This is a genomic window from [Brevibacterium] flavum, from assembly GCF_019317305.1.
GTDB lineage: Bacteria > Actinomycetota > Actinomycetes > Mycobacteriales > Mycobacteriaceae > Corynebacterium > Corynebacterium glutamicum.
Window position 1 is genome coordinate 595,437 of the sequence record NZ_CP079240.1, and the last position, 22,237, is coordinate 617,673.

Consider the following 22,237-nt stretch of genomic DNA (forward strand, 5'->3'; position numbering starts at 1 on the left):
CTATCGAATGGTGCCGGTGCGGTATTGGCGGCGGGTTTCGCGCAGCAGAAGCCAGATCATGTAGCAACCACCAATGGATACTGTCATCAGACCAACTGGAATGGTGCGGTAGAAGGAGCTGATAATCAGGGAAAGGAGGTGAGCGCAGCTGAGCAGTGCGGAACCCATTGCAGCGGCAGCAAACAGGCTGACACAAGGGGTTTTAGTAAGGCGACGAGCCAGCTGTGGGGCAACCAACGCGATGAAGGAAATTGGTCCGGCAGCAGCAGTAACCAACGCTGAGGTGGCAACGCCGACAACAATGAGCGCCAAGCGAGTGGAGTTGGTTTTTACACCGAGGGTGGTGGCTACGTCATCGCCCATTTCCATGAATCGCAGGGATCTGGCCAAAACGATGGCAGCAACGATGATGATCACTGCGATTATCAGCGAAGGAATGAGTGATTGCCAGGTCACCCGGTTGATGGAACCGGCGCTCCAGAAGCCCACAACCATGGCGTCTTCCACATCTGCTCGGGTGATTAGATATGCATTGATCGAGCTCAGCATGGCGGAAACACCGATGCCCACGATGATCAAACGAAAACCCTGCACACCTTTACGCCACGCCAGGACATAGACGGTAAATGCTGTAATAATGCCACCGACGATGGCAGCGAAAGCGATGCTCCAGTAGTGAGTGTTGCCGAGGACCAAAATGACAAGAACCACCGCGGTGTAAGAACCTGCATCGAAACCAATCACGTCAGGTGAACCCAACGGGTTTCGAGTAATCGACTGGAAAATCGCTCCACCAATGCCAAGCAGCGCGCCGAAGACAACAGCAGCAATGGCTACAGGTAGACGCCATTCCCGCACCACCAACAACTGGAATTTCTCGCCGGTGCCAGCAAGTGCATTAATCACCTGCCCCAAAGACAGTGGGTAATCGCCCATCGTGATAGCCCATGTGGCGCTGCATAGCGCGATGGCGAAAAGGATAAGGCTAACCACCACGAGGCGGGCTGGGATGCGGAAAGAGAACCGGTGCCTCTGCACTGAAACTGCGTGGTAGCCGGGGTTAAGCGCAGGGCTTGTCGAAGCTTCAGACACAGGTCTAGTGGATTCCACCGGCTCAGACGCAGCAACAGGAGTTTCATCAGTTCTAGATTTGATATTAAAGACCACTGGCTTTCCTCCGTCGAACTAGTGCGATCAGGACAGGTGCGCCGATGACTGCGGTAACAATGCCTACTTCAATTTCGCCGGGGCGGGCGATGATGCGTCCCAAAATGTCTGCGCCGAGCACAAGAACAGGGGCGCACAGGGCACTGAAAGTGATGATCCATCGTTGATCGGGGCCAACTACCCAGCGCACAACGTGGGGAACCATAAGGCCTATGAAGCCGATACCACCAGTAAGGGCGGTCGCGCCGCCGGCCAACAAGGTGACTGAAATGATGCCGAGCACGCGGGTGCGCATCACTTTGGTGCCCAGGGATGCAGCAAGGTCATCGCCAAGCGCAATGGAGTTCAGTGCTCCCGACAGCAGGAGCGCGATGGCCAGTCCGACTGCCAGGAATGGCAATACGGTCATGGTGTCGCTGAGGTCGGTGCGTGCAACAGAACCAAGATTCCAATTGCGGATGCTTTCAAAAGTCTCAGGATCAATCAGTGTGAGGAAGCTGGTGACGCCACCAAGCACGGCGGCCAGAGCAACGCCGGCGAGGACCAGAGCAACAGGATTAACGCTGCCGCTGGTGCTCGCACCAATGAAATACACCAGCAGGGTAGCGGCGGCAGCGCCCAGGAATGCGAACCAGATGTAGCCCGTCACGCTGCTGAGTCCGAAAAATCCGACACCTACGGTCACTGCGAAACCTGCACCCGCGTTAACTCCCAAAATTCCGGGATCGGCAAGCGGGTTGCGCGTCAGCGCTTGAATTAAAGCACCCGCCACACCAAAAGCAGCGCCAGTCACGATGCCCACCAGCGTGCGCGGAATACGCATTGACCACACGATAATCGACGCCTCAGAGCTGTCGTGTGCGGTAAAACCCTGCCATACGGAGCTAAAAGAAAGTGGGTTCGCACCCACAGCAATACTTAAAACAATAAGCGCACCTAGTGCCATGACGATTCCGAGAATGCCCAGCGCTCGGCGCCTGCCGAGGTTTTTGCTTATCGACGTCTCCTTCTGCTTCTCTACCGCCACCGCCGTCATATCGCGTGACTCCTAAAGATCGAGGGGGAAAGAAAAGTGTGAGACATCGAAAGTCCTTAAAACTAGCTGAAACTAAAACGCTTAGAACATCTTAGGTGAGCCTTTACTAAATGAAAATCCCCCCGTGCTATAAGTTTCATGGGACTATAGGGAAATCTTTAGGAAAACCGATTGCTAAACGTATGAATTTTTAGCGCTTCAGAGGAGTTGGAGCAGTTTGGGGATCTTAAAGGCGACTTCACGTGCGCTGACTTCTCGTGCTCAATTTCACACCACACGACATCACTGGAAAAACCTGACATCGCCGGCTGATATATATGGAAATATCAACTCCACCCACGTTGCGGGTACGCGCGTGATGAATGGTATCGGCGGCTCGGGCGATTTCACGCGTAACGCCTTTGCTTCCACATTTATCTCTCCCTCGGCAGCCAAAGTTGATGCGATTTCCGCGATTGTGCCTTTCGCGTCCCATATCGATCACACGGAACATGATGCGATGGTTGTCATTACTGAATATGGCTACGCAGACCTGCGCGGGCTATCGCCAAAACAACGAGTCCCCAAAATGATTGCCATCGCCCACCCGGACTATCGACCACTGCTGGAAGAATACTTTGACCGGGCGCTAAACAGTGCAGATTCCTATCAGCACACCCCGCATGATCTGCGAACCGCCTTCGATTTCCATAATCGCTTGAACTCACGAGGAACCATGAAAATCGAAAAAGCATAGCGCTTTTCGACGAGCCCCCCACCTTCGCCGCCACCAGAGTGCCGGCGGTCAATGTGGGTGGGCTATTTCACTGCGGGGCAGTGAAAGTAAAAACGCAACTTTCTTACAGAACAGGGTTGTCTTTCAGATGACTATGTGGTTAACTACTTGGGTTGCTTTAACACGGCGTGAATTAACCATGCCAGTTGGTAAGGCAAACATGACACCTTCAATTGGAGTCGAGGCGCATGGAAATGCACTTCAACTTCAGGGGGTATCCACTGAAGCCGGGTGACTGGTGAAGGCGGAACCGGAGAAGGGGCATGGCAAATAAACAGCGGCAGTTACGTTAGGGCCTAGATCACGCATTTTGGTCCCTTCCGATTTCCCTGACTTCATTGTTGGGTTCAGCGTGGCGCGTTTTATTTGTACAGCGCCCGTGATCCAATGTCAGAAGCATTTGACAGGTCAGGTTAAATACTGGCGTTGCGCCCGAGCCCCAAGCCCGGACAACGTTATAGAGAAAGAATGAAGCGAATTCCCACCGCTTTTCCAAAATGGAAGATGTGGGACGAGCGAGGAAGAGGATAAGCGTGGCGGGACAAAAGATCCGCATTAGGCTCAAGGCCTACGACCACGAAGCGATTGATGCGTCTGCACGCAAGATCGTTGAGACGGTCACCCGTACGGGTGCCCGAGTCGTTGGACCGGTGCCTTTGCCTACCGAAAAGAACGTATACGCCGTTATTCGTTCTCCACATAAGTACAAGGACTCTCGCGAGCACTTCGAGATGCGCACTCACAAGCGCCTGATCGACATCCTCGACCCGACGCCGAAGACTGTTGATGCCCTTATGCGCATCGACCTTCCGGCCAGCGTCGACGTGAACATTCAGTGATCGACGGAATTTTTGGCAGCGGAGAATAAATAATGAGTGAAAACGAGATCAAGGGCATTCTGGGCACCAAGCTCGGCATGACTCAGATCTTCGACGAGGAGAACCGCGTTATTCCGGTTACCGTCGTTGAAGCGGGTCCATGCGTAGTTTCCCAGATTCGCACCGTTGAGACCGATGGCTACAACGCCATCCAGATCGCCTACGGCGAAATCGACCCACGCAAGGTGAACCAGCCATTGACTGGTCACTTCAAGAAAGCAGGCGTTACCCCCCGCCGCCACGTCACCGAGATTCGTATGGACGATGTCTCCGGTTACGAGGTTGGACAGGACGTTACCGTTGAAATCTTCAACGACATCAAGTTCGTTGACGTCACCGGTACCACCAAGGGTAAGGGCTACGCCGGCGCTATGAAGCGCCATGGCTTCGCTGGCCAGGGTGCCGGCCACGGTAACCAGGCTGCACACCGCCGCGTAGGTGGCATTGGTGCAGCTGCTACCCCAGGTCGCATCTTCAAGGGCAAGCGTATGGCTGGCCGCATGGGTAATGACCGCGTCACCACCCAGAACCTCAAGGTTCAGAAGATTGACGCCGATGCCAACATCATCCTTATCAAGGGCGCAATCCCTGGTAACCGTGGTGGCATCGTTACCGTTAAGACCGCAGTGAAGGGCGGTGCACACGCATGACGAATCTGAAGCTGGATGTTCAGACCGCTGATGGAAACATCAACGGATCTGTAGAACTCCCTGCAGAGATTTTTGACCGTGAGGTCTCCGTCGCACTGCTGCACCAGGTTGTCAACGCACAGCTTGCAGCAGCTCGACAGGGCACCCACTCCACCAAGACCCGTGGCGAAGTACGTGGCGGTGGCCGTAAGCCATTCCGTCAGAAGGGAACCGGTCGCGCTCGTCAGGGCTCGATCCGCGCACCTCACTTCACCGGTGGTGGCATCTCCCACGGCCCTAAGCCACGCGACTACTCTCAGCGCACCCCTAAGAAGATGATCAAGGCTGCACTTTACGGTGCACTGTCTGATCGTGCACGCAATGCACGTATCCACGTCGTCTCCGAATTGGTGCCTGGCCAGACCCCTTCGACCAAGTCTGCAAAGGCTTTCATCGAGCGTCTGACCGAGCGTAAGTCCGTGCTGCTCGTAGTGAGCCGTGAGGATATCAACGCCCAGAAGAGTGCTAACAACCTGCCTGGCGTCCACATCCTGGCCGCTGATCAGCTGAACACCTACGACGTTCTCAAGTCTGACGACGTTGTGTTCTCCGTTGAGGCTCTCCACACCTTCATCAACCGCGCTTCCGGTGCGGCACAGGAGGAGCAGAACTAATGGCTACTATCGCCAACCCACGCGACATCATCATCGCACCGGTCGTTTCTGAGAAGTCCTACGGCCTCATGGAGCAGAACGTTTACACGTTCTTCGTCTCCACTGACGCTAACAAGACTCAGATCAAGATTGCCATCGAAGAGATCTTCGGCGTCAAGGTTGCATCTGTGAACACCGTTAACCGTGCGGGTAAGCGCAAGCGCTCCCGCACCGGCTTCGGTACTCGCAAGGCTACCAAGCGCGCTTATGTGACTCTTCGCGAAGGCAGCGACTCCATCGACATCTTCAACGGCTCCGTCGCTTAAGACGTCGATAGAAAAGGACACATTATGGCTATTCGTAAGTACAAGCCGACAACCCCGGGTCGCCGCGCAAGCTCCGTTTCCATGTTCTCGGAGATCACCCGTTCGACCCCTGAGAAGTCACTTCTCCGCCCACTGAGCAAGACCGGCGGACGTAACTCTCACGGCCACATCACCACCCGTCACCGCGGTGGTGGACACAAGCGCCGCTACCGCGTCATCGACTTCCGTCGTAACGACAAGGATGGCGTATTGGCGAAGGTCGCTCACATCGAGTACGACCCAAACCGTACCGCTAACATTGCACTGCTTCACTACTTCGATGGCGAGAAGCGTTACATCCTCGCACCGAAGGGCCTGACCCAGGGCACCGTTATCGAGTCCGGCGCTGCAGCCGACATCAAGGTTGGTAACAACCTGCCACTGCGTAACATCCCAACTGGTACCACCATCCACAATGTGGAGTTGAAGCCAGGCGCAGGTGCAAAGCTGGCACGTTCCGCTGGCGCTTCCATCCAGCTTCTTGGTAAGGAAGGCTCCTACGCAGTTCTGCGTATGCCATCCTCCGAGATCCGACGCGTAGACATCCGCTGCCGCGCGACTGTTGGTGAGGTCGGCAACGCCGAGCAGATCAACATTCGTTGGGGTAAAGCTGGTCGTATGCGTTGGAAGGGCTGGCGCCCAACCGTCCGTGGTGTCGTTATGAACCCGGTCGACCACCCACACGGTGGTGGTGAAGGTAAGACTTCTGGTGGTCGCCACCCAGTCTCCCCATGGGGACAGAAGGAAGGCCGCACCCGCAAGCCTAAGCGTTACAGCGATGACATGATCGTTCGTCGCCGTCGTGCTAACAAGAACAAGAAGCGCTAAGAGGAGGTAACGAAGAATGCCACGCAGCCTTAAAAAGGGTCCTTTCGTCGATGAGCACCTCCTCAACAAGGTAGATGCTCAGAACGAAAAGGGAACTAAGCAGGTCATCAAGACCTGGTCCCGCCGTTCCACCATTCTCCCCGATTTCATCGGTCACACCTTTGCTGTCCATGATGGACGCAAGCATGTGCCAGTTTTCGTGGACGATGCCATGGTTGGCCACAAGCTGGGCGAATTCGCCCCTACCAAGACCTTCAAGGGTCACGTCAAGGACGACAAGAAGGGACGTCGATAAGCGATGAGTGACAACATCACCTCCGCAAGCGCGACTGCTCGCTTCGTCCGCGTCAGCCCAATGAAGGCACGTCGCGTCATTGATCTTGTTCGCGGCAAGACCGTCGTTGAAGCACTGTCAATTCTGAAGTATGCGCCACAGGCAGCATCTGAGCCTGTAGCAAAGGTTGTTGCATCTGCAGCAGCTAACGCTGAGAACAACTTCGGCCTGGATCCACGCACCCTGGTTATCTCCGAGGCTTACGCCAACGAAGGTCCAACCATGAAGCGCTTCCAGCCACGTGCTCAGGGACGCGCATTCCAGATCCGTAAGCGCAGCAGCCACATCACCGTGGTCGTTGAGAGCCAGAAGGAAGGAGCCAACTAGTGGGCCAGAAGATCCATCCACACGGCCTCCGTTTGGGCATCACTTCCGACTGGAAGTCCCATTGGTACGCCGACAAGTCTTACGCTGACTACGTCGCAGAAGACATCAAGATTCGCGAATTCCTGTCCAAGGGCCTCGACCGTGCCGGCATCGCCGACGTCGTCATCGAGCGCACCCGCGACCGCGTTCGCGTTGACATCCACACCGCTCGCCCAGGCATCGTCATTGGTCGTCGTGGTGCTGAGGCTGACCGCATCCGCCGTGAGCTCGAGAAGCTCACCGGTAAGCAGGTTGCCCTCAACATCCTCGAGGTCAAGAACGTCGATGCAAACGCTAAGCTGGTGGCACAGTCCATCGCTGAGCAGCTGACCAACCGCGTGGCATTCCGCCGCGCAATGCGCAAGGCTATCCAGTCTGCAATGCGTCAGCCACAGGTTAAGGGCATCAAGGTCGTGTGCTCCGGTCGTCTCGGCGGTGCCGAGATGTCCCGCACCGAGCGCTACCACGAAGGTCGCGTTCCACTGCACACCCTTCGCGCAGAAATCGATTACGGCACCTACGAGGCTCACACCACTTTCGGACGCATCGGCGTCAAGGTGTGGATCTACAAGGGTGACGTCGTTGGTGGACGTCGCGAGAGCGAGATCAATGCACCCGCAGAGCGTCGCGGCCGCGGCGACCGCAACGCACGTCCGCGTCGTGGTGGCCAGCGTCGTCAGCGTGCTGAGCAGAAGCAGGAGGGCTAAACATGCTTATTCCTAAGCGCGTTAAGTACCGTCGCCAGCACCGTCCTACCCGTAGTGGTATCTCCAAGGGCGGCAACCGCGTCACTTTCGGTGAGTACGGCATCCAGGCTCTCGAGCCTGCCTACATCACCAACCGTCAGATTGAATCTGCACGTATTGCAATCAACCGCCACGTCAAGCGTGGTGGCAAGGTTTGGATCAACATCTTCCCAGACCGCCCACTGACCCAGAAGCCACTCGGCGTTCGTATGGGTTCCGGTAAGGGCCCTGTGGAGAAGTGGGTTGCAAACATCAAGCCGGGCCGTATCCTCTTCGAGATGAGCTACCCGGACGAAGCTACTGCTCTCGAGGCTCTGCGCCGCGCTGGCCAGAAGCTTCCATGCAAGGTCCGTATCGTCAAGAGGGAGGATCAGCTCTAATGGCTATCGGTACCCCAGCACACGAGTTCCGTGAGCTCAACGAGGAAGAACTGGTTACCCGCCTCAACGAGGCTAAGGAAGAACTGTTCAACCTTCGCTTCCAGCTTGCCACCGGCCAGCTGACCAACAACCGCCGCCTGCGCACCGTCAAGCGCGACATCGCCCGCATCTACACCGTTATTCGCGAGCGTGAGCTGGGCTTGTCTGTGGTTCCGGGAGCTGAGGCTTAATCATGAGTGAGGCAAACGTGAACAACCAGGAAAAGAGCACCCGCAAGGTCCGCACTGGCTACGTGGTTTCTGACAAGATGCAGAAGACCATCGTTGTCGAGGTCGAAGACCGCAAGCAGCACGCTCTCTACGGCAAGATCCTTCGCTCCGCGAAGAAGGTCAAGGCTCATGATGAGGAGCAGATCGCCGGAATCGGTGACTTGGTTCGCATCGAAGAGACCCGCCCATTGTCCAAGGACAAGAACTACCGTCTGATCGAGATCGTCGAAAAGGCTAAGTAGTTTGGGCGTCATCTACTGATGACCTCTTGCTATTCGCTTTAAGCGAATGCGTAACACCCCTGGTGGAATTTCCTTTTGGGAATCCACCAGGGGTGTTTCTTTGTCTTTATAACAGCCAAGTACTAGAAGCCAAAGACGAAGAATCCAGCTGTCAGCCAAATGATGGGGGACAGCAGGGCGAGGATTGCGCAGATACCCAAGACCCAACTCTTGGACTTGAACGCGGTAAACAATGCATATCCAATGAGTGGAACGGCAATGATCGGGTAGATCCACTCACGGATGCCGTACCAGGAAATCGGGACGAGCCACAGGACATATCCGAGGATTGCGACAACTAGAACGCTAAGCCATGCAAAAATTGAAACAGTTTTTTGGTTTTCATGAGCCATCCGAATGTTCCTAATAGAAGGGGCATGGAGATTTAACCACCAACGTATCAAGAGTTTTTAGCTGGGGCTACAGCAGATATAGACGCATGTGAGTATCGATGTGTTCTGGGAGATCGCCGCGTCCAGAAAGAACGCCGTTGTCAACGAAGAAGTTAAAGGTGAAATAGTCCGTAACACCTTCGGCAGTAGATCGGCCGGCATGTCCGTAAACAACTTGGATTTCTGAATCTGACACTCTGGTGACGGATTCAACGGTCTTCATTTCAAAAGGAGCAGGACGAGCAACCATATGGCCGTCGATAAACAGCACCACCACGTCGGCGATCGCAGCACCCGTTCCAGCAGAACGTTCGGCGTCTCCATTGGAACCGTTGAGAACCACATAGCTGAGCTTGGAACAGGAATCGTAGCCGTTGTCACCCATTTGGAAGTGATAAAACCAGTCAGGAACCTGCGCGACGGAATCTGCAGACCCTGCTAGCTCACCAACCGGGGTGCGAGATTGTGCAAGATATGGCCCAAAATCCGAGGTGCGGGGATCCAAATTGCATTGCACAGGTGCAGTCGTGGGAGCAGACGTAGAGGTTGGGACAGCTGTTCCAGGTTCTGCCATTGCTGTCGACGTGACCGTAGCGGTTACCGTGGTGACATTTTCCGTGGATGTGTTCATGGATGTATTCGTGGACGTATCAGTGGATCGTTCATCGAGAGAAACACATCCGCCAAGCAGCGCCGTTAAAAGTACTGCACTGCTTCCGACGCTGAGACTTTTGAGTAGGGACATGACATCTACCTCCTAAAATAGGCGACTACTTAAGGTGGAAAAACAAGCTGATTGTTATATCGCGAATCACACCTATATTGTTCCTTATTAACACGCAACACGGATTTGAATTCGGGGGTAGGGGTGTGGTTAGATATACAGGTTGTCTGTGTAGGTCGGACTCGCGGTGCTTTTCCGAGTCGCGTTTCCGAGACCCCTCGACGAGGCTGTAAAAGGCCAAGCGTTCGTTGCCCACATTCGTGGAGTATGTAGACATCTGTAGTACAAAGACCACGCGTGTTTGGGACGGAAATCCAGCACGCATTAATCCAGGTCAGGAGACCAGTAGTGATTCAGCAGGAATCGCGTCTGAAGGTCGCCGACAACACTGGTGCACGCGAAATTCTGTGCATCCGCGTTCTCGGTGGATCCACCCGACGTTTTGCTGGCATTGGTGACGTAATCGTCGCCACTGTCAAGGAAGCAACCCCAGGCGGCAACGTAAAGTCTGGCGAAATCGTCAAGGCTGTTATCGTTCGCACCAAGAAGGAGACCCGTCGTGCAGACGGTTCTTACATCTCCTTCGATGAGAACGCTGCCGTCATCATCAAGAACGACAACGAGCCACGCGGCACCCGTATCTTCGGACCAGTTGCTCGTGAACTTCGTGAGAAGAAGTTCATGAAGATCGTTTCTCTCGCACCGGAGGTGATTTAAGAATGAAGGTCCACAAGGGCGATATGGTTCTGGTCATCTCAGGTCCAGACAAGGGTGCTAAGGGACAGGTCATCGCGGCTTTCCCTAAGACCGAAAAGGTTCTCGTCGAAGGCGTTAACCGCATCAAGAAGCACGTAGCTAACTCCGCACCAGAGCGTGGCGCAGAGTCCGGCGGAATCGTGACCCAGGAAGCTCCGATCCATGTCTCTAACGTCATGGTCATCGACTCCGACGGAAACCCAACTCGCGTTGGCTACCGTTTCGATGAAAACGGCAAGAAGGTCCGCGTTTCTCGTCGCAATGGGAAGGATATCTAATGACTGAGAATTACATCCCTCGTCTGAAGACCCGTTACCAGGACGAAATCCGCACCAAGCTTCAGGGCGAGTTCGAGTTCGAAAACGTCATGCAGATCCCAGGCGTCACCAAGATTGTCGTCAACATGGGTGTCGGCGACGCAGCTCGTGACTCCAAGCTCATCAACGGCGCTATCGAGGACCTCACCGCAATCACCGGTCAGAAGCCACAGCTTCGCCGTGCGAAGAAGTCCATCGCTAACTTCAAGCTCCGTGAAGGCATGCCAATCGGCGCAAAGGTTACCCTGCGCGGCGACCGCATGTGGGAGTTCCTGGACCGTCTGCTGACCGTGGCACTGCCACGTATCCGCGACTTCCGTGGACTTTCCGACCAGCAGTTCGACGGCCACGGTAACTACACCTTCGGCCTCACCGAGCAGACCATGTTCTACGAAATCGACGTCGACAAGATCGACCGTCCTCGTGGTATGGACATCACCGTTGTTACCACCGCTGTAACCGACGATGAAGGTCGCTCCCTGCTCCGCGAGCTCGGCTTCCCATTCAAGGGTGAAGACGGCAACCGCCAGCAGTAATCTGCATAGTTAAAAGCACTTACCTTAACCGGTAGGTGCTTTTTTCATGTCTATGCAATGGGGAGTTTCCCGCGAATTTAACCAACTAAAATAAAGGAACTTCCATGAACATGCAACGCAAACTGCTGGCGATCGTAGGGGCTTTCATGGCTGGGGCTTTAGCCTTGGGAGCACCAATTGCGCAGGCCCAAAGCATTGGCAGCAGTGCCTCACAGAAAACTGAAGTCTTACGTGGGCTGACCTCATCTGCCGGAATACCAGATGCCACAGCGCCGGAAGGCGGGGCAAAAGTCGTGGTCTTTGGAGATTCACATGCATCAGGAACCAATGCACCATTTGATGTGGATGAACGCGGCTGCCTCAAGGGGAACCAATCGTGGCCTGATCAATTGCAAGCACAACAAGGATTGCAGCAGGGGGAGCTCATTGACCTTTCCTGCAACGGCGCCTCCATCAACTCGACGGGTTTCCACTTTTCCGATGAAGTTCGGCATGCAGACGCACTAGGGGCCATTGGTCCAAATACCGAGAACATCTTCATCCAATTTGGCAAGAATGATCAGTGGGGACACTCACCAATCAATTTGCGCTATTCCGTGATCAACTGCCTTTTTGATGCGGCCAACGGATGCGGTGAGAAAGCTGTAGTGGCTGGAACCATGCAGGATCCCTCCTCGGTCACCGGCGAAAACTATGCTCAGCGGATGAAACCTGTTATCGACTACCTCAAGTACTACGCTCCAGATGCGCAGATCACGTTGCTGGGATACCAGGAATACACTCCACGAAGCGGAAGCGAGATCTGTGTCCGCGTGGGAGGTACGGAACTAAGGAAACCAGACGCCACCAACCTGGTGTCCTATATGAACAATCTTGAGTCGGCCATTTTTGAAGCCTCTGAGATTCTTGACGTCCAGCATGCCAATCTCCGTGAGGCCACTGCAGGACACAGCAGCTGCTCAGCTGAACCGTGGGTCAACGGAGTGCTGGATATGCGGGTAAACGCTGTAGGAGGCACCTGGCACCCATCTCCAAAGGGAGATGAAGTGACCGCGGGCCTCCTCGGAACCTTGATGTAACTATCTAGAATTCTTCATAGACGGCTGGATCTTGATCTTTGATCCGGCCGTTTTTGCGCGCCAAAGCGGTAATCGCCTGGACGTCTTCGTCGATAAGCGAAATCTTTACCGCCTCCAAGTTGCTGCGCTGCCTGGCCGGGTTGGTGGAGCGTGGAATCGGAACGATTCCCCTGGCGTGATGCCAGGCGAGGGCGATTTCGCCGCCGCCGACCCCGTAGCGCTCGCCGATTTCCTTGAGCAATGGCTCTTCGACGAGTCCGCGACCGTTGCTGAGCGGGCTCCAGGCCTCGGTAATGATGCCCAGCTCATCGTGGAAATCTACCTGCTCCACCTGCGGGAAATAGGGGTGCAACTCGATCTGGTTAACGGCCGGCAGTTCACCGGTTTCGCGGCGCAGGCGATCAATGTGATTTGGAAGGAAGTTAGACACTCCAATGTGTTTGACCAGGCCAGCATCGCGGACTTCAATCAGCGTTTCCCACGCCTCGACGTAAAGATCCTTGCTGGGATTAGGCCAGTGAATCAAGAGGAGATCGATGTAATCTAAGTTGAGGCGGTACAGACTTTCCTCAATGCGGACGCGTCCTAGATCGCGAGCATGGAAGCGGCCAGGAAGCTTACTGGTAACAATCAATTCCTCGCGGGGGACACCCGACTCGCGGACAGCCTTGCCCACGGTACCTTCATTTTCATAGTTGTACGCGGTGTCGATGAGGCGGTAACCAGCATCAATGGCAGTAGCGATGGCTTCAACGCCAGGGGCGCCATCAAGATGAACAGTGCCGAAACCAATTGGAGGAAGGGAAAGAGTCATGTATGCCAGGTTAGCGAAACTTCAGCGAAGGGGATCGGAGAGGAATTGCAGGTTAGGCTTCGAGGTTGAAAAAACTTCAAAAAGGCAGCCGATACGCAGGTCTCCAGGTACTTGACCATGCTCATACTTTCGCTGATCCACAGCCGACCAGGTGTAGATCTCTAGGAAGTAAAACCACTCTTCAAGGGCATTCCACAGACAGTCTTGGATTTGTTTGTGCGAGAGGTCTTCCCAGTTGTTTGGAAACGATAAAGTGACCCCCGGATAGTGGAAAGCACCCGGCTGGTGGGCGAGAAGATCGTTGATTAATGAATCAAAATTGATGATCAATGGCATGACTAAATCTTGGTCGTCATAACTGAAACTGAAATCAGGGAACAGCCACCTTTTCGGGGAGAACTTCATTGCCTGACCGACAGACATATCCCTGTTTTCTGCAGCTGACACGAACCACTGCGGGAAAATCCTCTCCAGCTCTTCGCGTGCTTGATTCGGCTGTTCTGCCTGTTCTGGCATTATCCGAGCTCGCCCGCATAGTGGTTAAACTTGTTGCCCCGAACAAAACCAGCAAGGAAAATACCTGCATCCTGCGCCGCCTCGATTGCCAGCGATGTTGCAGCACCAACAGCGATTACACCCGAAATTCCAGCCATGGCAGCCTTTTGGACAAGCTCAAAAGACGCCCTAGAACTCATCACCAAAATAGTGTTTTCCAAGGGGAGCTTTCCCGCCATCAGCATGTTTCCTATAACTTTGTCAGCTGCGTTATGCCGACCGACATCCTCTCGAATAATCAACATCTCACCATCAAGCGTGGCCAAACCAGCAGCATGAACCCCACCAGTTTTGTCGAAAATCTTCTGCTTCGACTTCAACTTATCTGGCAACGACACAATCATCCGCGGATCTGGTGTAATCGGCGTAATGGGCCAGCCCTTCTTGTTCATCAACTGCTCAATAGATGTCGTGCCACAAACACCACAAGCAGACGTAGTCAGCACATTGCGTTGGGCTGCCACGAGGTTTAGTTCGCGTACAGGTTGGAAAGTTGGGATGTGGAGTGCTTCGTGTTGGCTGCCTTCGGGATTCTGGGAGGGATTCTGGACGAGATCCCGGGCCGGATTGTCTTTGGGGATGACATCAAGTTCTAAGACGTTGTACGTATTTTGATTATCTGGGCCAACAGCTCCTGCACAATAGCGGGCGGTAAAAACCTCAGAAGCATCCGTGATCAGACCTTCTGCCAAGAGGAGGCCATGCACCAACTCAATATCATGGCCGGGCGTGCGCATAGTGGTGGTAAGCGCAGTGCCATTAACCCGAATTTCTAGAGGCTCCTCCACCGCAACAGTATCCGGACGAGTGTTAACAAAAACTTGCTCGTCAGTGGATACAACGCGTGGGACCTGCAAGTTTTGGGTAATCCGACCCATTTTTATTTAGCCTCCGGGTAATTTTTAGCGATGATTTCTTGAAGATGCAGAGCATTAACCAATGTGGACTCGGCCCAATCATCAGTGCTTGTTCCAGAACGGCCAGCAGCGAGACCAAGAAGGAAAGACGTCATTGGTGCCGCTGGTCGAGAAGGGCCATGCGCAACATCACGCGTGAGGTTCAACAGGTGGGGGACAACCTCTGCGAGAATGTCTGGATCAATATCCAGCTCTGCGCACACAGTGTCGAGCCACTGATACATCTTCTGCATCTTCTCGGCTTCGTTGTTTCTGCTTGGTGTGGTGTCCACAGTGAAACTCGTTTCTGATGATGGCTGCAATTGTAAAACTGCAATTGTAAATAAGCCCGCATCCTCGTTTATTCAAACAAGGAAGCGGGCGCGGAAAATTCCCTGGCGTTTTTTAAGAAGCGGTACGTCCTGTTGCTTCAAGACGAACCACAACTGACTTGGACACTGGAGTGTTGGATCTTTCAGCTACCGAATCCAATGGAACCAAAACGTTGGCCTCAGGGAAATACGTGGTGATGCAGTCCCTCGCGGTGTCATATTCCACCACTCGGAAATTCGGTGCTCGGCGTTCGCCATCATCAAACACAGAGACGATGTCTACGATGTCTCCATCCTTGAGACCACGTTGCTTACAATCTTGAGGATTGACGAACACTACGCGGCGACCATTGCGAACACCGCGGTAGCGGTCATCCAGACCGTAAATCGTGGAGTTGTATTGATCATGTGAACGTACCGTGTTCATGAGCAAATAGTCCTTGGGTAGCTCAATCACATTGGTTTCATTAACCGTCAATTGGGCCTTGCCATTGGATGTGTTGAAGATGCGCTCACGAGGTCCGTTGGGGAGGAGGAATCCACCGGGGTTGTCGATGCGACGGTTGAAGTCGTGGAACCCAGGAATGGTGGCCTCGATGTGATCGCGGACCACATCGTAGTTATCAATCATGGGCTGCCAGAAGGCATCACCGAAGGTCTGCTTACCGATGGTTCCAATGATGTCGCATTCGGACTTCAAATTCAGATCCTTGTTGGCGGTTCGCTTACCAGTGGATGCGTGAACAGCACCTGCGGAATCCTCAACTGTCACACGCTGGACGCCTGACTTTTGGACATCCTTATCTGTTCGAGCAATCACCGGAAGGATAAGTGACTGCTCACCAGGCCATGCTTGTGAACCATTGGGCTTGGTCGACAGATGCACCGTCAGCTCATTGGATTCCATGCCCTTTTCAACAACAGACGTATCTGAGGACACTCGAACGAGGTTGCCACCGAGGGAGAGAAAGAACTTGGTCTTGCCTTCGCGCATGGCTCGCAGGGAATCCACCGTGTCGAAGCCGTGCTTGCGTGGCACATCAAAACCAAACTCGTTTTCAAGAGCAGCAAGGAATGACTCCGGCATTTTCTCCCAAATACCCATGGTGCGATCACCCTGGACGTTTGAGTGCCCACGAAGCGGGGCAGTGCCTGCACCAGGCTTACCGATATTTCCAGTAAGCAGCAGGAAGTTCACCATTTCACGGATGGTGTACACAGCGTTCTTATGCTGGGTGACCCCGAGAGTCCATGACACCACCACGGTGTCAGACTTTTCCACCATGTCAGCGGCCTTGTTGATCTCCGCTGCCGTCAGACCGCATCCCTTGAGCAGAACCTCATCATCGAGTGATTTGAGGTGCTCGATGGTTTCATCCACACCTGAACAGAATTTATCCAAGAATGCATGATCTAGGGCATCTCTACGGATGAGTTCCTTGTTGAGCGCCTGGAAGAATGCGCGGTCTCCATCAAGACGGATCTGCAAGTATTCATCAGCAAGTTTGTCTGAAATGCTCAACGCGCCCTTGACTGATTGGGGCTCACGGAATTTCATCAGACCGGTCTCTGGCATGGGGTTCAGCGCCAGAATCTTGCCACCGTTTTCCTTCAATTCTTTGAAAGCCGTCAACGCACGTGGGTGGTTGGTGCCCGGGTTTTGTCCCACGGAAATCAACAAATCAGTGTTGTAGAAATCCTCCATCACCACGGATCCCTTGCCCAAACCCAAGGTCTCACCCAAGGCAGTACCGGTGGACTCGTGGCACATGTTTCCACAGTCTGGAAGGTTATTTGTGCCAAGTCGGCGGGCTAGAAGCTGCAGCATATAAGCCGGCTCATTGGGTGCTCGACCAGAGGTGTAAAACACCGCTTCATCTGGCTTGATTTCGCGGAGTTTTGAAGCAATGATCTCAAATGCACGATCCCAAGAAATAGGGCGGTAGTGATCATCGCCAGAAGAACGATCATAAAACATGGGCTCGGTGATTCGGCCACGCTTGCCCAGCCAGTGATCGGTCTTTTCCCGCAGATCATAAATAGAATGCTCTGCCCAGAACTCTTTGCCGGCACGATCAGGTGTTGTTTCCTCGGCGACCGCCTTGGCACCGTTCTCGCAGAACTCAACCACACCAAGGTTGGCAGTGGAAGGCTCAGGCCAAGCACAACCAGGACAGTCGATGCCACCTGGTTTATTCATGGTGAGCAACGGCAATAAGGCACGATTCGGAATAGCATGCTGGAGCGCATGCAAAACGCCTGGCACACCTGCAGCAGAAGTAATGCGCCGTCCCACATCCGGATCATCAAATTCATTCGCGGTGGGATTCACGTTCGAAATCTCAGTTGGAGGGGTTGTCATAGGTCATAGTCTAGACCCCACATTTGAACCCATGCCGAAAAAAGAATTCTTCAATCTATATGGGGGTATGTGGAAAACCGAAAATCAAGAGAACTCGCAGCACATGCGATAAAATCTCGCATGTCGTTTGATACTGCAAAGTACCGAATCGCACTGTTAGTTTTTCAAGGGAAGCCGGTTAACAATCCGGCGCTGACCCGCAACCGTAGATCACCTTCGCCTGGAGTTTTCACGCAAAGGAGACAAGCCGGATTACTTGGAAAACTGGCATTGACTTAGAACTTTTTCGTCGTGGACTACGAAAAGCTTGCATCTTCAAATTCTGCGCACAAAGTGTTCTAAGACGACGTTTGCCCATCGGCGCTCTAATGCACATTACAGCGTTTACAGAATTGAAAATGAAAGGTTCAAAGCCTTGACCATTACTTTTAGCCGCGTTGCTCTGACCACCCTGGCAGTCACCGCAACCACTTTGTCCTTGAGCACTGCTGCGAATGCACAGTCTCCTGTTGCTAATGACATCGCTGATGCACGTGAGTGCGTCGATGCCAACAATGTCTGGGTCTACGTAGAGTACGGCGAAGACTCTGAAAAAGAACCAGAGGGCGCATGTGCCACCGAGTTCACTGATGGTGCTGTCGCTCTTGAATCTGCAGGGTTCCTACCCACCTTTAATGAAACCGAGTTTGGCAAATACTTGACCAGTATCAATGACGTGGCTCCAGAATGGGATGAAAGAGAGCTCTATTGGGTTTATTCCTCTGGTGAAGTCGCAGATGATTACAGCGTGGACTACACCTATTACCAGGTCGGTGCATCTGATTCTCGACCTGAAGGCGGAACTGTTGAGGCTTGGGTTGTTGGCACAAGCTCGGATAAACCAGCGCTCACCACTCTTGCTGAAACTCCAGCGGCAACCGGATCTTCTGAAGATGGCGGCTGGATTGCAGTCATCGCAGGTCTTCTCGCATTGATCGGTGGTGGAGTCGCAGCTTTGTACCAGGGCTTGATCACTATCCCAGGTCTGGTTCTGCCTAAGTTTTAAGCAACCTAACCTAAAGCTTTAAACAAGAGTGCCCACCGACCCTTCAAGATCGGTGGGCACTTTAGGTTTGCGCCACGAAGCAAGCCAACAAAATCTTTAGACCCGAGGCACCCCGGCCTCCCCGAAGTCGCGCTCGACGCCGAAAGCGGCGCGGCGGCTAGCGCGTCGTAAAGCACCTAAAACGGGCTTGGCTGTGAGCAGTAATAGCACTGAGGTGAAGAAGGCGCGGCCGAGATCCCAACCCATGGATGTGGTGAGGCAGAACAGCATGAATGTGTGGAGGTTTTCCAGGACGGGCGCGCCGGGTGTGAAGGAAAGCCCGCTGGTGACACCGATGGCGTAGGGCCAGAAGCTCATGTTCATCATGGTTCCGTAGCCGAGTGAGGAGACGATGGCGTATAGGACGATGATGAGTATTTCCTTTTTGCCGCGGACTTGGGGGAGTAGTCCAGCGCCGAAGCTGACCCAGGCGGCTGCGAGCATTTGGTAGGGGAGCCACGGTCCGATTCCTGCGGTGAGCAGCGCGGATGCGAACAGTCCGGTGTTGCCGAGGATGAATCCGAAGCCGGGGCCGAAGGCTCGTCCGCCGAGGATGAGGACAAAGAAGACTGCTTCGAAGCCTGCTGCGCCGGCACCGAATGGTCGGACTACGGCAACCATGGCGGTGAGGACGCCGAGCATGGCTACGGCTTTAACGTCGAATCCGTTTTCACTGATTTCGGCGATCACGGCGGCCAGCACGAGGGGAATGACGATCGCGATGTAGAGGGGCGCTTGGGCTTTGTCGGACAGGAAGGATTCCGGGTTGACGATCAGCGGCCAGAAGAAAATCACGATGCTCAAAACCGCAAGGAAGCTCAAGGTGAGGAAGGTTTTGGGCTTGAGTGCGATGGCGTTGATCATGAAATTTCACCGTGTCCTAGCGCAGCTTTCACAGCAGGAACAGTGAGCCAGTGTGATTCCTCTTGGATTCCGGCGGTGATTTTCGCGACCTGTGGGGCGTAAGCCGGTGAGGCGGGAAGGATTTCTACGGCTGTGCCATCGGAGATGATCTTTCCAGAGGCCATAAACAACACTCGGTCGGCGCACAGTGCAGAGAATTCCACGTCGTGGGTGACCACCAAAATGGCGTGGCCGTCGTCTGCGAGTTGTTGGAAGGAGCGGGCGAGGGATTTCTTGCCGTCGTAATCTAGGCCGCGGGTGGGTTCGTCGAAAAATACCACGCGGGGTTTTGCGGCGAGTTGGATGGATAGCGCGAGGGAAAGCTTTTGGCCTTCCGATAGATCACGTGGGTGGAGGTGGTCCGGAATATTCGGGACCAGTGAATCCAGGATTTCCCGCGTGGTGCCGGCGGGTGCTGCGGCATCTTTATCAGAGCGTGCGAGCTCTGCATGCACGGTTGATTCATACAAAATATCGGTCGGTGTTTGCGGAACCATGGACACAAGATTGCGCCGCTTGGCGGGCTTTAAAGTTTTGGGGTCTGTCCACGAAAATCCCGCGGCCTCATCAAGCACCTGCACCGAGCCCTGATTTCTAGTCCCTGAACCTTGTAAAGCCCACAGCAGGGATGATTTTCCGCAGCCGTTTCGGCCCATGAGCACGGTAATTTCACCGGAGTTGAGATTCAAGTTCACGCCGTCAACGGCACGGATTTCGGGGAAATCAACCATGATATCTTCGGCGATCAAAAGTGGCTGGACAGCGTGGTTGTGTAATTTGTTCACCACTAAACCACGCTGATACAGGCGTTTGCGCATGTCAGCGGAGTGTGCGCGAGCATCGCGGATCGACAGCGGTAGGGGAGTCCAGCCAGCCCAGCGTCCTAATTCCACAATGGGTGGTGCCACATCAGCATCAGCCATGATTTCTTCCGGCGTCCCAACAGTGACGTGCCCATCAGCGCCCACATGCGCCACGCGGTCCACGTACTGCAGTACGCGCTCGATGCGGTGTTCAGCAAGCACTACGGTCATCGCCAAGTCATGAGCCAGCTTGGTTACGGTTGCCAGCACATCCTCGGCACCATTAGGGTCCAAAGCGCTGGTTGGTTCATCCAAGATAATCAGCGCGGGGCGAGTGGTCAGCACCGCGCCAATCGCCACGCGTTGCTGCTCACCACCAGATAGTTCCGCCAATGGCACGTATCGCAGCTCCGCGATGCCTAAAAGATCAAGGGTTTCCTCTACGCGCTTGCGCATGACCGCAGGTGGGAGCCCTAATTGCTCCATGCTGTAGGCAAGTTCTTCTTCAACCGTGTTGGTGATAAAACTCGCCGCCGGATCTTGCCCAACGACGCCGACCACGTCGGAAAGCATGCGTGGTGGGAAATCACGCGTATCCCGGCCGACCACTCGCACGCGTCCATCAAGTCGGCCGCCGGTCGCATGCGGCATCGCGCCGGACATCGCGTTCAGCAGCGTCGATTTGCCGGAGCCGGTGCGCCCCACAACCAGCAGGATTTCGCCTTCAAAAAGCGTCAGATTCACGTCGCTGATCTGCGGCGCCGCCAGCGTGCGCTCGTCGTCATAATACGAGGCAGCGACGCTTTCCAGTTCCAGCACGGGGTCCGTCGACCACGCAGTGCGCGCGCTAAAAGGAGCACTCATTAAACTTCGGCCCTTTCTGGGCTATTTATTGCTTTTCGACGCTTGACCCTCACTTTGTTCTTCGGCAAGCGGGGCGTCAAGAATCCTGGCATCGTCGCCACAACAAGTCCTGCCACAACGAGCAACGGAACGGTGTCTGGCATATGCAAAGGAACCCAGGTGGTGATCATGGAACCTGGATCAAGGTATCGGGTTAGCGCAGCCATGAGCAGCGGAATCACACCTGTGATGCACACCAGCCATTCCGCAGCGCCCCACGGCAATTGATCAAAAGTGGTGGATGTTTTTCTATGTGAAGCAACGACCAGGGAAATGATCAAGAAGCCCACGCCGGTAATAAACACCGGAACGGCAACGAACATCGGTGATGATGCATCCAAGACCACAAACAGACCAACAGTCACACCGAGAATTCCCAACGCACCAAAAATAGAGGTCACACGCTGTTGGAATTTGGATACATGAGCCTGCCTGCCATAACCACGGGCATCCATGGAATTAGCCAAGGCCAAAGACCTATCCAAAGTGTCCTGGAAAACCGGCATCAAAATCCGCGCGAAACCACGAACACCTCTGGCATCATCACCACGCAAGGTTCGTGCACGATTAATGCGGAACGCCGACTCAGCCATCTGAGGTGCAATGGAAATACCGATGACCACCGCAGTTCCCAATTCACCCAACGCACCAGGCAACGATTTGAGCAGCTTCTTGGGATCCGCCAAAGAGTTCGCAGCACCCACCGCCACGATCATCGTTCCAAGCGTTAAACCCTGCGTCGTCGCGATGATCAACCCCTCGAGATACACCGTGCCAAACACGTGGATACCCGCAGCCCACTCCGGCAACTGCACCGGCGGGATCCGAAACAGTTCAATGGTGCCAATTTTTGCGCCCACCACAATGTGCATGACCAACCGGTACACCACGAGCCAACCCGCGATCATCAAATAGATCGGGAAAGCACGCGACCACGGCGATGACCCACGACGGTTAAACACCACAAAACACAACGTGGCAAAAGTGAGCGCCAAAATATAAGGATTGTTGGTCATGCTGGCACAACCAGCAATTCCTAACGCCCACACCCACCACGCCCAGGGATGAACCATC

28 protein-coding genes and 1 pseudogene are annotated in these 22,237 nt (G+C 54.4%); 17 read left to right on the forward strand and 12 right to left on the reverse strand.

The window, feature by feature from the left end:
• Both KW808_RS02840 and KW808_RS02845 read right to left on the reverse strand, forming a co-directional pair.
• Positions 1-1,167, reverse strand: a complete 1,167-nt coding sequence (locus KW808_RS02840; RefSeq protein ID WP_003860548.1) for a FecCD family ABC transporter permease — start codon at positions 1,165-1,167, stop codon at positions 1-3.
• A complete protein-coding gene (locus KW808_RS02845; protein ID WP_003860551.1) occupies positions 1,157-2,203 on the reverse strand; it encodes an iron chelate uptake ABC transporter family permease subunit in 1,047 nt (348 codons plus the stop codon). The genes KW808_RS02840 and KW808_RS02845 overlap by 11 nt, the downstream gene beginning before the upstream one ends.
• Before the next feature lie 307 nt (positions 2,204-2,510).
• Here KW808_RS02845 and KW808_RS02850 point away from each other — a divergent pair.
• From KW808_RS02850 to rpsQ, 12 genes and pseudogenes are all read left to right on the forward strand, one after another.
• Positions 2,511-2,939, forward strand: a pseudogene (locus KW808_RS02850) (acetyl-CoA hydrolase/transferase C-terminal domain-containing protein); the annotation flags it as partial.
• Between the two features lie 572 nt (positions 2,940-3,511).
• A complete protein-coding gene (gene rpsJ / locus KW808_RS02855; protein ID WP_003854291.1) occupies positions 3,512-3,817 on the forward strand; it encodes a 30S ribosomal protein S10 in 306 nt (101 codons plus the stop codon).
• Positions 3,818-3,849: 32 nt separating this feature from the next.
• Positions 3,850-4,506, forward strand: coding sequence for a 50S ribosomal protein L3 (rplC, locus tag KW808_RS02860; RefSeq protein ID WP_003854292.1), 657 nt, complete (start codon positions 3,850-3,852; stop codon positions 4,504-4,506).
• The gene (gene rplD, locus KW808_RS02865; protein ID WP_003854293.1) at positions 4,503-5,159 is read left to right on the forward strand and encodes a 50S ribosomal protein L4; all 657 of its coding nucleotides are present in this window, start codon (positions 4,503-4,505) and stop codon (positions 5,157-5,159) included. The genes rplC and rplD overlap by 4 nt, the downstream gene beginning before the upstream one ends.
• Positions 5,159-5,464, forward strand: a complete 306-nt coding sequence (gene rplW / locus KW808_RS02870) for a 50S ribosomal protein L23 (RefSeq protein WP_003854294.1) — start codon at positions 5,159-5,161, stop codon at positions 5,462-5,464. The genes rplD and rplW overlap by 1 nt, the downstream gene beginning before the upstream one ends.
• Positions 5,465-5,488: 24 nt before the next feature.
• Positions 5,489-6,331, forward strand: coding sequence for a 50S ribosomal protein L2 (rplB, locus tag KW808_RS02875; protein ID WP_003860556.1), 843 nt, complete (start codon positions 5,489-5,491; stop codon positions 6,329-6,331).
• Positions 6,332-6,347: 16 nt separating this feature from the next.
• Positions 6,348-6,626: a 30S ribosomal protein S19 gene (rpsS, locus tag KW808_RS02880; protein ID WP_003854296.1), complete on the forward strand. Its 279-nt coding sequence runs from the start codon at positions 6,348-6,350 to the stop codon at positions 6,624-6,626.
• Positions 6,627-6,629: 3 nt separating this feature from the next.
• Positions 6,630-6,992: a 50S ribosomal protein L22 gene (gene rplV / locus KW808_RS02885; protein ID WP_003854297.1), complete on the forward strand. Its 363-nt coding sequence runs from the start codon at positions 6,630-6,632 to the stop codon at positions 6,990-6,992.
• A complete protein-coding gene (rpsC, locus tag KW808_RS02890; RefSeq protein WP_003854298.1) occupies positions 6,992-7,738 on the forward strand; it encodes a 30S ribosomal protein S3 in 747 nt (248 codons plus the stop codon). Before rplV ends, rpsC begins: the two co-directional genes overlap by 1 nt.
• Positions 7,739-7,740: 2 nt before the next feature.
• A complete protein-coding gene (rplP, locus tag KW808_RS02895) occupies positions 7,741-8,157 on the forward strand; it encodes a 50S ribosomal protein L16 (protein WP_003854302.1) in 417 nt (138 codons plus the stop codon).
• Positions 8,157-8,387, forward strand: coding sequence for a 50S ribosomal protein L29 (gene rpmC, locus KW808_RS02900; protein WP_003854304.1), 231 nt, complete (start codon positions 8,157-8,159; stop codon positions 8,385-8,387). The genes rplP and rpmC overlap by 1 nt, the downstream gene beginning before the upstream one ends.
• Before the next feature lie 2 nt (positions 8,388-8,389).
• On the forward strand, positions 8,390-8,668 hold the full coding sequence (gene rpsQ / locus KW808_RS02905; RefSeq protein WP_003854306.1) for a 30S ribosomal protein S17: 279 nt from the start codon (positions 8,390-8,392) through the stop codon (positions 8,666-8,668).
• A 122-nt stretch (positions 8,669-8,790) separates the two neighbouring features.
• Here the strand turns inward: rpsQ and KW808_RS02910 are convergent, their stop codons facing one another.
• Together KW808_RS02910 and KW808_RS02915 are read right to left on the reverse strand one after the other, a co-directional pair.
• On the reverse strand, positions 8,791-9,060 hold the full coding sequence (locus KW808_RS02910) for a hypothetical protein (protein WP_003860559.1): 270 nt from the start codon (positions 9,058-9,060) through the stop codon (positions 8,791-8,793).
• A 67-nt stretch (positions 9,061-9,127) separates the two neighbouring features.
• Positions 9,128-9,844 (reverse strand): LppP/LprE family lipoprotein, encoded by a 717-nt coding sequence (locus KW808_RS02915; protein ID WP_003860561.1) that lies wholly within the window; start codon positions 9,842-9,844, stop codon positions 9,128-9,130.
• Between the two features lie 327 nt (positions 9,845-10,171).
• Here KW808_RS02915 and rplN point away from each other — a divergent pair, with 327 nt between their 5' ends.
• The 4 genes from rplN (at position 10,172) to KW808_RS02935 (ending at position 12,511) form a co-directional block, all read left to right on the forward strand.
• Entirely contained in the window at positions 10,172-10,540 is a 369-nt protein-coding gene (rplN, locus tag KW808_RS02920) for a 50S ribosomal protein L14 (protein WP_003854312.1), read from the forward strand.
• Positions 10,541-10,542: 2 nt separating this feature from the next.
• Complete coding sequence (rplX, locus tag KW808_RS02925) at positions 10,543-10,857, forward strand: 50S ribosomal protein L24 (protein ID WP_003854314.1); 315 nt, start codon at positions 10,543-10,545, stop codon at positions 10,855-10,857.
• Positions 10,857-11,432 (forward strand): 50S ribosomal protein L5, encoded by a 576-nt coding sequence (gene rplE, locus KW808_RS02930; RefSeq protein WP_003854317.1) that lies wholly within the window; start codon positions 10,857-10,859, stop codon positions 11,430-11,432. The genes rplX and rplE overlap by 1 nt, the downstream gene beginning before the upstream one ends.
• A gap of 104 nt (positions 11,433-11,536) precedes the next feature.
• Positions 11,537-12,511 carry an SGNH/GDSL hydrolase family protein gene (locus KW808_RS02935; protein WP_003860564.1) on the forward strand — a complete coding sequence of 325 codons (975 nt, stop codon included), beginning with the start codon at positions 11,537-11,539 and terminating at the stop codon, positions 12,509-12,511.
• 4 nt (positions 12,512-12,515) lie between these two features.
• Here the strand turns inward: KW808_RS02935 and KW808_RS02940 are convergent, their stop codons facing one another.
• The 5 genes from KW808_RS02940 to fdhF all read right to left on the reverse strand — a co-directional run bounded on the left by KW808_RS02940 (position 12,516) and on the right by fdhF (position 17,470).
• Positions 12,516-13,325, reverse strand: a complete 810-nt coding sequence (locus KW808_RS02940) for an aldo/keto reductase (protein WP_003860565.1) — start codon at positions 13,323-13,325, stop codon at positions 12,516-12,518.
• A 21-nt stretch (positions 13,326-13,346) separates the two neighbouring features.
• On the reverse strand, positions 13,347-13,841 hold the full coding sequence (locus tag KW808_RS02945; RefSeq protein WP_003860567.1) for a hypothetical protein: 495 nt from the start codon (positions 13,839-13,841) through the stop codon (positions 13,347-13,349).
• The gene (fdhD, locus tag KW808_RS02950) at positions 13,841-14,758 is read right to left on the reverse strand and encodes a formate dehydrogenase accessory sulfurtransferase FdhD (RefSeq protein WP_003860569.1); all 918 of its coding nucleotides are present in this window, start codon (positions 14,756-14,758) and stop codon (positions 13,841-13,843) included. Before fdhD ends, KW808_RS02945 begins: the two co-directional genes overlap by 1 nt.
• A gap of 2 nt (positions 14,759-14,760) precedes the next feature.
• Entirely contained in the window at positions 14,761-15,069 is a 309-nt protein-coding gene (locus KW808_RS02955; RefSeq protein WP_003860571.1) for a DUF6457 domain-containing protein, read from the reverse strand.
• A gap of 112 nt (positions 15,070-15,181) precedes the next feature.
• Positions 15,182-17,470, reverse strand: a complete 2,289-nt coding sequence (gene fdhF / locus KW808_RS02960; RefSeq protein WP_003860573.1) for a molybdenum-dependent formate dehydrogenase FdhF — start codon at positions 17,468-17,470, stop codon at positions 15,182-15,184.
• A gap of 415 nt (positions 17,471-17,885) precedes the next feature.
• On the opposite strand from fdhF, the gene KW808_RS02965 reads away from it, so the two are divergent.
• Positions 17,886-18,515 (forward strand): hypothetical protein, encoded by a 630-nt coding sequence (locus tag KW808_RS02965; protein WP_003860575.1) that lies wholly within the window; start codon positions 17,886-17,888, stop codon positions 18,513-18,515.
• Positions 18,516-18,611: 96 nt separating this feature from the next.
• Here the strand turns inward: KW808_RS02965 and KW808_RS02970 are convergent, their stop codons facing one another.
• Genes KW808_RS02970 through KW808_RS02980 form a run of 3 tightly spaced genes read right to left on the reverse strand, consistent with a single transcriptional unit; the run spans position 18,612 to position 22,236 of the window.
• On the reverse strand, positions 18,612-19,418 hold the full coding sequence (locus tag KW808_RS02970; RefSeq protein ID WP_003860577.1) for an ECF transporter S component: 807 nt from the start codon (positions 19,416-19,418) through the stop codon (positions 18,612-18,614).
• Entirely contained in the window at positions 19,415-21,124 is a 1,710-nt protein-coding gene (locus tag KW808_RS02975) for an ABC transporter ATP-binding protein (RefSeq protein WP_003860579.1), read from the reverse strand. The genes KW808_RS02970 and KW808_RS02975 overlap by 4 nt, the downstream gene beginning before the upstream one ends.
• Positions 21,124-22,236, reverse strand: coding sequence for an energy-coupling factor transporter transmembrane component T (locus KW808_RS02980; protein ID WP_034983552.1), 1,113 nt, complete (start codon positions 22,234-22,236; stop codon positions 21,124-21,126). Before KW808_RS02980 ends, KW808_RS02975 begins: the two co-directional genes overlap by 1 nt.
• Position 22,237 lies beyond the last annotated feature (1 nt).